We start from the raw sequence: 10700 nt of genomic DNA, 5'->3' as shown, positions 1-10700 counted from the left end.
CCTCGCGCCCCGCCCCCGCCCTCAAATAGAGAGAAAGAGTGGCTATTCCACGTGGAATAGCCACTCTTTCTCTGAAAGTGCGCGCCGAGAGGGCGCAGGGGGTCAGGCGGTGAGGTACTTGGCGAGGTCGTCGAGGATCTTGTTGGCGGCGCCGACGCCGATGCCGGTCATCCAGACCTCGTCGGAGACGACGTGCGCCTTGCCGGCCTTGACGGCGGAGAGGCCCTTCCAGAGCGAGCCGCCGGTGACCTTGGCCTGCTCGGCGGCGGCCTTCTCGCCGTACGCGGTCACGAAGATGACGTCACCGTCGACCTCGTTGATCCGCTCGGCGCTGACCAGGTCGAAGCGCTTGTCCTCCTTGCCCTCCAGGCGCTGCCGCTCGGGGCGGCCCAGCCCGGTGTCGCCGACGACGATGCCGGAGAAGGAGTCCGGGCCGTACACCCGGATGTTGCCGGGGATGAAGCGCACGATGGAGATTTCCCGGGAGGCGGCGTCGCCCAGCTTCGCGCCGAACTCCTTGGCCCGCTTCTCGTACCCGGTGAGCAGGTCACGGGCCTGCTGCTCCTTGCCGAGCGCCTTGCCGTCGAGGAGCAGGTTCTCCTTCCAGGTGATGCCGACCTTCTCGGTGAAGACGGTGGGCGCGATGGCGCTCAGCTCGTCGTAGAACTTCTCCTGGCGGAACTTGCTGCCCAGGATCAGGTCCGGCTTCAGCGCGGTGATGGCCTCCAGGTCGGGCTCGGTGAGCACCCCGACCTCCTTGATGCCGGCGAGCTTCTCCTCGCCGAAGTAGGTCGGCCAGCTCTTCGCCTCACCGGCGGTGGCGGCGCCGACCGGCGTGACGCCGAGCGAGATCGCGGTGTCGATCTTGTCGGTGTCGAGCACCACCACGCGCTTCGGCTCGGCCGGCACCTTGGTGCTGCCCATGGCGTGGGTGATCTCCCGGGTCTCCCCGGTGGCGGTGCCGGCGACCGGATCGCTCTCCCCGCAGGCGGTGAGGCCCACGCCGAGGGCGAGGGCCGCGGTGAGGGTGGCGGCAAGACGACGCATCAGAGTCCTTTCGAGGGGTACGGGCCGACGCGCGGGTCGTCCGCGCCGTCGACTGGAGGGCGGGCCGCCGGAGCGGCCGGGCCCACGGGGTTCGAGCCGGCCGGGCCGGCGGGTGAGGGCGTGCCGGCGGTGGACACCGGACCGACGGACGCCGCCGGACCGACGGCCGAGGGCACGCCGAGGGCCGGAGCAGCGCCGAGGGCCGGCGGAACGTCGGTGGCGGGAGCGGAAGCGGCGGGGGCACCGGGCAGCGGGGCCAGCGACGGGCTGGTGAGGCCGGGCACCACCAGCGGAGCACCGGTCACCGGGCAGGGCACCACCACGCAGTCCAGCCCGAAGACGTCCCGGACCAGCTCCGCGGTGAGGATCTCCCGGGGCGGCCCGGCGGCGACCACGGCCCCGGCCCGCATCGCCACCAGGTGGTCGGCGTAGCGGGCGGCCTGGTTGAGGTCGTGCAGCACGGCGACCACGGTGCGGCCCCGCTCGGCGCGCAGCCGGTGCAGCAGGTCCAGCACCTCGACCTGGTGGGCCAGGTCGAGGAAGGTGGTCGGCTCGTCCAGCAGCAGCGCCTCGGTGTCCTGGGCGAGGGTCATCGCGATCCAGACCCGCTGCCGCTGACCACCGGAGAGGGTGTCCACCGGCCGGTCGGCGAGCCCGGCGACGTCGGCGAGCGCCATCGCCCGGTCCACCGCGACGGCGTCCTCCTCCGACCACTGCCGCCACCACCGCTGGTACGGCTGCCGCCCCCGTCCGACCAGGTCGGCCACGGTGACGCCCTCCGGCACCAGCGGGCTCTGCGGCAGCACGCCGAGCCGGCGGGCCACCTCCCGGGTGGGCAGGTCGCGGATGGCGGTGCCGTCCAGCAGCACGGCGCCGCGCCGGGGCGTGAGCAGCCGGGCCATGGTGCGCAGCAGCGTGGACTTGCCGCAGGCGTTCGGCCCGACGATGACGGTGAACGCGTCGGCGGGCAGCTCGAGGTCGAGCCCGTCCAGCACGGTCCGTTCGTCGTAGCCGGCGACCAGGTCGCGGGTGGAGAGCATCGCGCCTCCTGTGCCAGGGGTGGACGTCACGACGACCGCCGACGGCCGCGGACCAGCAGGAACATCAGGTACGGCCCGCCGATGGCGGCGGTGAGCACACCCGCCGGCAGCTGGGTGGGGGCGAACAGCCGCCGGCCGGCGAGGTCGGCCAGCACCAGCAGCAGCGCGCCCAGCAGCGCGGCGCACACCAGCGGCGGGCGTTCGGCCCGGACCAGCCGGCGGGCCACCTGCGGGGCGACCAGGGCGACGAAGTCGACCGCGCCGACCTGGGCGGTGACGGTGGCCGCGACGACGACCCCGGTGGCGGCCAGGCCGATCCGGCGGGCCACCGGTCGCAGCCCGATCCCCCGGGCGGTGTCGTCGTCGAGGGCGGAGCCGTTGAGCGCCCAACCGGCCCAGGCCAGCACCGGCAGCAGCACGGCCAGGGTGAGCGCGATCCAGACCGTCTCGGTCCAGCCCTTGCCGGCGAGGGTGCCGATCAGCCAGATCTGGGCCCGCAGGCCGTCGATCGGGTCGGCGGAGAGCATGACCACCTCGGTCAGCGCCCGCAGCGCGAACGCGACGGCGACGCCGGCCAGCACGAATCGCTGCGCGGCCAGCCCGTGCCGGGCGCCCAGCGCGAGCAGCAGGACCGCGGCGGCGAGCCCGCCGACCAGGGCGGCCGGGGCCACCAGCACGGCCCCCACGCCGGTGGTGATCGCGACGGTGGCGGCCAGCCCGGCGCCCTGGGTGATACCGATGACGTCCGGGCTGGCCAGCGGGTTACGAGCCACGCTCTGGATGAGCGTGCCGGCGATCCCGAAGGCCGCGCCGGCCGTCGCGGCCAGCACGAGACGGGGCAGCCGCAGGTCGAGCACCACCAGGTCGTACGGGGTGCCGGCGCCGGAGAGCGCGCGGAGCACGTCGGCCGGGGCGACGTACGGGGTGCCGAGGCTGAGGCTGAGCAGCGCGGCGAGGGCGAGCAGCACGATGCAGGCGAGCGCGACGAGCACCGCGCGGCGGCGTACCTGGAGGCTGACCGGCCCGACCCGCACCAGGGACCGTCCGGGCAGCCCGTTCAGGCCGGTAGGAGCGGCGGTCAGTTCGCGGACGCTCATGGTGCCGGCTTCGGTTCGCGACTGCGGGGCTCGCAGACCCGGCTCACTCCTCGCGCTCACGCGGTCACCACCTTGGCGCGGCGCACCAGGTACGCCAGCAGCGGCGCGCCGATCAGCGCGGTGATGATCCCGGCCGGCACCTCGCCGGGCGGGGCGATCAGCCGGCCGACGATGTCCGCGCCGAGCAGCAGGGTGGGGCCGAGCAGGGCGGAGACCGCCAGGGTCCAGCGGTGGTCGGCGCCGACGAGGGCCCGGGCCAGGTGTGGCACGGCGAGCCCGACGAAGGCGATCGGTCCGGCGGAGGCGACGGCGGCGCCGGTGAGCAGCACGGCGGCCACGCCGCCGCCGAGGCGTACCAGGCCGATCCGGTGGCCCAGACCACGGGCGACATCGTCGCCGAGGGCGAGCGCGTCGAGGCCGCGGGCCACCACCGCGGCCAGGGCCAGCCCGGCGAGCACGAACGGCAGCACCTGCGCGGCGACACCGAGGTCCCGCCCGGTCAGCCCGCCGACGACCCAGAACCGGTACTCCTCGAAGGTGCGCGCGTCGATGCTGAGCAGCGCGTACACGACGGAGGCGAGGCTGGCGTCGAGGGCCGCGCCGATCAGCGCGAGGGTGACCGGGCTGGCGCCCTCGCGGGTCCGGTTGGCGACGGCGAAGACCAGCAGGCCGGCGCCGAGCGCGCCGGCGATGCCGAACCAGACGTACCCGGCGAGGCTGCCGATGCCGAAGACGGCGATGGCGAGCACCACGCCGAAGGAGGCGCCGGCGCTGATGCCGAGGATCCGCGGCTCGGCGAGCGGGTTGCGGGTGAGCGCCTGGAAGAGCACCCCGGCGACGGCGAGGGCGAGGCCGACGACCAGGCCCAGGGCGGTACGCGGCATCCGCAGCTCACGCACGATGGTGCTCGCCGTGCCTCCGTCCGGAGCGACCAGCGCGTCCCAGACCTGGCCCACGGCCAGCGGCCGGCTGCCGAGCGCGAGGCTGGCCAGCACGGCGAGCAGGAGCGCGAGCCCGGCCACGACGGCGACGGAGGTGCGGCGGCCCCGCTGTTCGCCGGTGCGGCGGGCGGCGCCGACCGGACGTGCGGCGAGGGTGGTCACGATGCTCCCGAACTGGAACTAAGGTTCGCCTTACCTTAGCGGAGGTGCCCAGGGTGTCCTAACCGAGCATCGTCGATAAGCCGCGACCCGGGCACACGGGAATCAACCAGGGAAAATCACCCCTACCCTGGGTCCATGCGATTCGACCAGCACACCGTCGTCCTGCTCAGCCGCCCGGCGGACGCGCCGGAGCTGCCCCGCAACGCGGCGGACCTGCTGCGCGACGCCCACCTGGCGCACCAGTCGGGGCTGGTGGAGCAGGGGCTCGTGCTCGCCGCCGGACCGTTCCTGGACCCCGACGACCCCACCCTGCGCGGTCTCGCCGTGCTGCCGATCAGCGCGGCCGAGGCGCGCGAGCTGTACGCCAACGACCCGGCGGTGCGCGCCGGCCAGCTCGTGGTCCGGGTGGCGAGCTGGCTGGTGCCGGAGGGCAACGTGCGCTACGAGAGCGTCGGCGTGCCCCGGTCGATGCTGGAGGCCGCCGCCGGCGACTGAGGGGCCGCGGAGGTCAGCGGAGGCACCGCGGGAAGCAGGCGCCGAAGAGTCAGTCCTCGGAGGCCGGCCGGCTGCTCGGCACGGTCGGCATCGGCCACTGCCCGGTGCGTACCGGCATCGGCGCGTCGAGCTGGTGGTCGCCCCAGACGTACGTCTCCGGCAGCAGGTCGATGATCGGCACCGGCCGCAGCGCGTCCATCGGTCCGACGATCACCTTGATCGACGGGAAGTAGTCCAGCAGCACCTGGCGGCACCGCCCGCACGGCGGGATGACGCCCCGTCCCCGATCACCGACGGCGACGATGGTCTCCAGCTCGCCCGCCCCCTGGGTGGCGGCGGCTCCGATCGCGACCACCTCGGCACACGGGCCGCCGGTGAAGTGGTAGACGTTCACGCCGGTGAAGACCCGCCCGTCGGCGGTCCGGGCGGCGGCGGCGACGGTGTGGTGGTCGCTGCGGCAGCGCAGCTTCGCGACCGCGGTCGCCGCCTGCACCAGCGCGCGGTCGGTGTCCAGCATCGTCATGTCGCGGCCCCCGGATCGGTGTCGGTCCGCGGAAACTTTAGCCTGGCCGGCCACCGCCCCCGGGCAGCGACGCCGCCGGGGTGTGGCGGGCACGACCGGGTAACCCGGGGGCGCTGCGGCGACCGGCTGCCTATCCTTGGCGACGACATGCAGAATCCAGCCGTACCCGCCGAGGCCGTCACCGTTCGCGAGCTGCACCGCCGCCTCTCCCCGCTGATGTTCCGCGACCAGCGCCGCCTGCAGCGGCGGCTGGACGGCGTACGCAAGCTCCGGGACCCGCAGCGGCGCGACGGCGCGCTCGCCGAGATCGCCGCGGACGTGGCCCGGGCCGAGGCCCGGCTGGCGCAGCGGCGGGCCGCCGTGCCCGTGATCACCTATCCGGCGCAGCTGCCGGTCAGCGAGCGCCGCGACGACATCGCCGCCGCCATCCGCGACCACCAGGTGGTGATCGTGGCCGGCGAGACGGGCTCCGGCAAGACCACCCAGCTGCCCAAGATCTGCCTGGAGCTGGGGCGCGGGATCAACGGGCTGATCGGGCACACCCAGCCCCGCCGGCTCGCCGCCCGCACGGTCGCCGACCGGATCGCCGAGGAGCTCGGCACCGAGCTGGGCGACGTGGTCGGCTACAAGGTGCGCTTCACCGACCAGGTCGGCGACCGCAGCCTGGTCAAGCTGATGACCGACGGCATCCTGCTCGCCGAGTTGCAGACCGACCGGATGCTGCGCCAGTACGACACGCTGATCATCGACGAGGCGCACGAGCGCAGCCTGAACATCGACTTCATCCTCGGCTACCTGAAGCAGCTCCTCCCCCGCCGTCCCGACCTCAAGGTGGTCATCACCTCGGCGACCATCGAGACCGACCGGTTCGCGAAGCACTTCGCCGACGCCGACGGGAAGCCGGCCCCGATCGTCGAGGTCTCCGGGCGGACGTACCCGGTCGAGGTGCGGTACCGGCCGCTGGTCGAGGTGAGCGAGGCCGAGGAGGACTCCGGCGACGACGAGGAGAACGTCCGGGACCAGATCCAGGCCATCGGCGACGCGGTCGAGGAGCTGGCCGCCGAGGGGCCCGGCGACATCCTGGTCTTCCTCAGCGGCGAGCGGGAGATCCGGGACACCGCCGACGCCCTGGGCAAGCTGGTGCAGAAGAAGCGGTCGCTGCTCGGCACCGAGATCCTCCCGCTGTACGCCCGCTTGTCGAGCGCCGAGCAGCACCGGGTCTTCGCCCCGCACGCCGGGCGGCGGGTCGTGCTGGCCACCAACGTCGCCGAGACGTCGCTGACCGTCCCCGGCATCAAGTACGTGGTGGACCCGGGCACCGCCCGGATCTCCCGCTACTCGACCCGGCTCAAGGTGCAGCGGCTGCCCATCGAGGCCGTCTCCCAGGCGTCGGCCAACCAGCGCAAGGGCCGCTGCGGGCGTACCTCGGACGGCATCTGTATCCGCCTCTACGACGAGCAGGACTTCGAATCCCGGCCCGAGTTCACCGACCCGGAGATCCTGCGCACCAACCTCGCCTCGGTCATCCTCCAGATGACCTCGATCGGGCTGGGCGACATCGCCGCGTTCCCGTTCATCGACCCGCCGGACCGGCGCAACATCACCGACGGCGTCAACCTGCTGCACGAGCTCGGCGCGCTCGACCCGACCGAGAGCGACCCGGCGAAGCGGCTCACCCCGCTGGGCCGGCGGCTGGCCCAGCTGCCGGTCGACCCGCGGCTGGCCCGGATGGTCCTGGAGGGCGAGCGCAACGGCTGCGCCACCGAGGTCGTGGTGATCGCCGCCGCGCTGTCCATCCAGGACCCGCGCGAGCGGCCGGCGGAGAAGCAGGCGCAGGCCGACCAGGCGCACGCCCGCTTCGCCGACGCCGAGTCGGACTTCGTCGCCTTCCTCAACCTGTGGCGGTACCTGCGGGAGCAGCAGCGGGCGCTGTCGTCCAGCGCGTTCCGCCGGATGTGCAAGGCCGAGTACCTGAACTACCTGCGCGTACGCGAATGGCAGGACATCGTCAGCCAGGTGCGCCAGGTGCTGCGTACCCCGGAGCAGGGCGGCGGGGGACGCGGCCGGCGCGGCGCGGACCAGGCCGAGGCGGACGGGGGCCGGCGCGGCCCGACCGCGGACCTGCCGGAGGAGATCGACACCCCGAAGGTGCACCAGTCGCTCCTGCCCGGCCTGCTGTCCCACATCGGGCTCAAGGACGCGCAGAAGCACGAGTACCTGGGGGCGCGCGGCGCGAAGTTCGCGGTCTTCCCCGGCTCGGCGCTGTTCAAGAAGCCGCCGCGCTGGGTGATGGCGGCCGAACTGGTGGAGACGTCCCGGCTCTGGGGCCGGGTCGCCGGACGGGTCGAGCCGGAGTGGGTCGAGCCGCTGGCGCAGCACCTGGTCAAGCGCAGCTACAGCGAGCCGCACTGGGAGAAGAAGCAGGCCGCGGTGATGGCCTACGAGAAGGTCACCCTGTACGGCATCCCGCTGGTCACCTCCCGGAAGGTCAACTTCGGGCGGATCGACCCGGCGCTGTCGCGGGAGCTGTTCATCCGGCACGCCCTGGTGGAGGGCGACTGGCAGACCCACCACCAGTTCTGGCGGGACAACCAGCGGCTGCTCACCGAGATCGAGGAGCTGGAGAACCGGGCCCGGCGGCGGGACATCCTGGTCGACGACGAGACCATTTTCCACTTCTACGACCAGCGCATCCCCGCCGACGTGGTCTCCGGCCGGCACTTCGACTCGTGGTGGAAGAAGGCCCGGCGGGAGCAGCCGGAGCTGCTCACCTTCACCCGGGAGCTGCTGGTCAACGCCGGGCGCGGCGGGGTGGACGAGGCCGACTACCCGGACGAGTGGCAGGCCGACGGGGTTACCCTGCCGCTGACGTACACCTTCGACCCGGGCACCCCGGCCGACGGGGTGACCGTGGACATTCCGCTGCCGCTGCTCAACCAGGTGCCGGCGGAGAGCTTCGACTGGCAGGTGCCGGGGCTGCGCGAGGAACTGGTCGTCGCGCTGATCCGGTCGCTGCCCAAGGCGGTCCGGCGCAACTTCGTCCCGGTGCCGGACTACGCCCGGGCCGCGCTGGCGGCGATGCCCGCGGGCGAGGAGCCGCTGCTCGACGCGCTGACCCGGCAGCTGCGCCGGATGACCGGCGTGACCGTGCCGCGCGACGCCTGGGACCTCGACCGGCTCCCGGCCCACCTGCGGGTCAGCTTCCGGGTGCTCGACGAGGAGAACAAGCCGGTCGCCGAGGGCAAGGACCTGCCGGCCCTGCAACGCCGGCTCCGCCAGGAGGTACGCCAGGTCGTGGCCGCCGCCGCGCCGGACGTCGCCCGCACCGGGCTGACCGAGTGGAGCATCGGCACGCTGCCCCGCACCGTCGAGCAGGTCCGGGCCGGTTACGCGGTGACCGCGTACCCGGCGCTGGTCGACGAGGGCACGACGGTCGGGGTGAAGGTGTTCGACTCCGAGGCCGAGCAGGCCGCGGCGCACTGGGCGGGCACCCGGCGGCTGCTGCGGCTGTCCGTGCCGTCGCCGGCGAAGTTCCTCCAGGGGCGACTGTCCAACGAGGCGAAGCTGGCGTTGAGCCGCAACCCGCACGGCGGGGTGCAGGAGCTGATCTCCGACGCCACCGGCGCGGCGATCGACAAGCTGATCGGCGACGCGGGCGGGCCGGCCTGGGACGCCGAGGGCTTCGCCGCGCTGCGCGAGCGGGTCCGCGCCGAGCTGGTCGACACCGTGGTCGAGGTGATGGACCGGGTCCGCCGGGTCCTCGCCGCCGCGTACGCGGTGGAGCAGCGGCTCGGCGCGACCCGGAACCTGGCGGTGGTGGCTGCCCTGGCGGACATCCGCCAGCAGCTCTCCGGGCTGGTGTACCAGGGATTCGTCACCGAGGCGGGGTACGCGCGCCTGACCGACCTGCTGCGCTACCTGACCGCGATCGAGCGGCGGCTGGACCGGCTGCCGGGCAACCCGCAGCGGGACAAGCAGCAGCAGGACCGGATCGCGGTGGTGCAGAAGGAGTACGCCGACATGCTGGCGGCGCTGCCGCCCAGCCGCCGGCAGTCCACGGCGGTCCGGCAGATCCGCTGGATGATCGAGGAACTGCGGGTGAACGTCTTCGCCCAGGCGCTGGGCACCCCGTACCCGGTGTCGGAGCAGCGCATCTACCGGGCGATGGACGACGCCGAGGGCCGCTGACCCCGTCCACTGCAACAAACCATTGACTGTTTGCAGTGGACGGGTCTAGCGTCTGCGCCTAGGAAAGCCCTTTCCTCAGGCGAAAGGCGGTCCACCCGATGCCCTCCCCCCTGCTTCCGGACGGCCATCCCACCGCCGTCCTCGACGAACTGCCCCCGCACCGCTGCTCCTGCGGGATCACCCGCCGCGCCTTCGTCGCCGAGTCCGGCGGCGCGGTGAGCGTGCACCTGCTGCGGGTGCAGCAGGCCACCACCCACTACCACCGGGTCGCCACCGAGGTCTACGTGATCCTCGACGGCACCGGCGAGGTGGAGCTGGACGGCGTCCGGCACGAGGCGAAGCCGATGTCGGCCTTCCTGATCAGGCCGGGCACCCGGCACCGCGCCATCGGCGACCTCACCGCGCTGGTGGTCTGCCTGCCCGCGGCGGACGACACCGATGAGTACGTCGACTGAGCCGGCGCCGGTGACGCTGCCCGGCGGCGTCGGCGTCTCGCGCCTGCGGGTCTACGACACCATCGCGCCGGACGGGCTGGCCGGCGGCACCCCGCACCTGCACCTGGCGTGCACCGAGGGGTACGTGGTGACCGGCGGCGCGGGACTGGTGCAGACCCTGACCCTCGACGGGTACCGGGAGCTCCCGCTGCACCCCGGCGCGGTGGCGTGGTTCGAGCCGGGCACGATCCACCGGCTGGTCAACCACGACCGGCTGGAGATCACCGTGCTGATGCAGAACAGCGGCCTGCCGGAGGCCGGGGACGCGGTGCTGACCCTGCCCCCCGAACTGCTCGCCGACGCCGACCGGTACGCCGCCGCCGTACGGCTGCCGAATGGCGGCGCGCCCGGCGGCGACCTCGCGGCCGCGTACGCGCGCCGGGACCTGGCCGTGCACGGCTTCGTGCGGCTGCGCTCGGGCCTGGCCGCCGGTGACCCGGGGCCGCTGCGGGAGTTCCACGCGGCGGCGGCGCGGCTGGTCCGGCCGGGGCTGGACCGCTGGCGGCGACGCTGGCGCACCGGCGCGCTGGACGCGGCCGAACGGACCGGGCGGCACCTGGACGCGCTCGCCGAGGGCCGGCCGGAGCACCTGGCCGGCGCCCGGGTCCGCTGGCGGGACCGGCCGCACGAGCACGGCCGGCTCGGCATGTGCGGGCTGCTCGACACCTACCCCGCCGGCTGACCCGCCGGCCCCTCCGTCCCCCGACCCGGAC

At 73.9% G+C, this 10700-nt stretch carries 8 protein-coding genes and 1 pseudogene; 4 read left to right on the top strand and 5 right to left on the bottom strand.

Annotated features, from left to right (window positions below; all coding sequences use genetic code 11):
• Positions 1-102: 102 nt before the first annotated feature.
• The 4 genes and pseudogenes from ACSNN7_RS27375 to ACSNN7_RS27360 all read right to left on the bottom strand — a co-directional run bounded on the left by ACSNN7_RS27375 (position 103) and on the right by ACSNN7_RS27360 (position 4287).
• Positions 103-1047: an ABC transporter substrate-binding protein gene (locus ACSNN7_RS27375; protein WP_436683912.1), complete on the bottom strand. Its 945-nt coding sequence runs from the start codon at positions 1045-1047 to the stop codon at positions 103-105.
• A gap of 278 nt (positions 1048-1325) precedes the next feature.
• Positions 1326-2087: pseudogene (locus ACSNN7_RS27370) on the bottom strand (ABC transporter ATP-binding protein); the annotation flags it as partial.
• 26 nt (positions 2088-2113) lie between these two features.
• Positions 2114-3184: a FecCD family ABC transporter permease gene (locus ACSNN7_RS27365; RefSeq protein ID WP_436683911.1), complete on the bottom strand. Its 1071-nt coding sequence runs from the start codon at positions 3182-3184 to the stop codon at positions 2114-2116.
• 56 nt (positions 3185-3240) lie between these two features.
• A complete protein-coding gene (locus tag ACSNN7_RS27360; protein WP_436683909.1) occupies positions 3241-4287 on the bottom strand; it encodes a FecCD family ABC transporter permease in 1047 nt (348 codons plus the stop codon).
• Between the two features lie 135 nt (positions 4288-4422).
• Between ACSNN7_RS27360 and ACSNN7_RS27355 the strand changes: the two genes are divergently transcribed.
• The gene (locus ACSNN7_RS27355) at positions 4423-4782 is read left to right on the top strand and encodes a YciI family protein (RefSeq protein ID WP_436683907.1); all 360 of its coding nucleotides are present in this window, start codon (positions 4423-4425) and stop codon (positions 4780-4782) included.
• 49 nt (positions 4783-4831) lie between these two features.
• Here the strand turns inward: ACSNN7_RS27355 and ACSNN7_RS27350 are convergent, their stop codons facing one another.
• Complete coding sequence (locus ACSNN7_RS27350) at positions 4832-5305, bottom strand: cytidine deaminase family protein (RefSeq protein ID WP_436683906.1); 474 nt, start codon at positions 5303-5305, stop codon at positions 4832-4834.
• 147 nt (positions 5306-5452) lie between these two features.
• Here ACSNN7_RS27350 and hrpA point away from each other — a divergent pair, with 147 nt between their 5' ends.
• The 3 genes from hrpA to ACSNN7_RS27335 all read left to right on the top strand — a co-directional run bounded on the left by hrpA (position 5453) and on the right by ACSNN7_RS27335 (position 10669).
• A complete protein-coding gene (hrpA, locus tag ACSNN7_RS27345; protein WP_436683905.1) occupies positions 5453-9493 on the top strand; it encodes an ATP-dependent RNA helicase HrpA in 4041 nt (1346 codons plus the stop codon).
• Positions 9494-9591: 98 nt separating this feature from the next.
• Complete coding sequence (locus tag ACSNN7_RS27340) at positions 9592-9948, top strand: cupin domain-containing protein (RefSeq protein ID WP_436683904.1); 357 nt, start codon at positions 9592-9594, stop codon at positions 9946-9948.
• A complete protein-coding gene (locus ACSNN7_RS27335) occupies positions 9932-10669 on the top strand; it encodes a cupin domain-containing protein (protein ID WP_436683903.1) in 738 nt (245 codons plus the stop codon). The genes ACSNN7_RS27340 and ACSNN7_RS27335 overlap by 17 nt, the downstream gene beginning before the upstream one ends.
• Positions 10670-10700 lie beyond the last annotated feature (31 nt).

It is taken from the genome of Micromonospora sp. URMC 105, assembly GCF_051386295.1.
In the GTDB taxonomy this organism is placed as follows: Bacteria; Actinomycetota; Actinomycetes; order Mycobacteriales; family Micromonosporaceae; genus Micromonospora.
The sequence above is the reverse complement of the archived record's forward strand: the minus strand, read 5'-3'. Positions and strand labels throughout refer to the sequence as shown.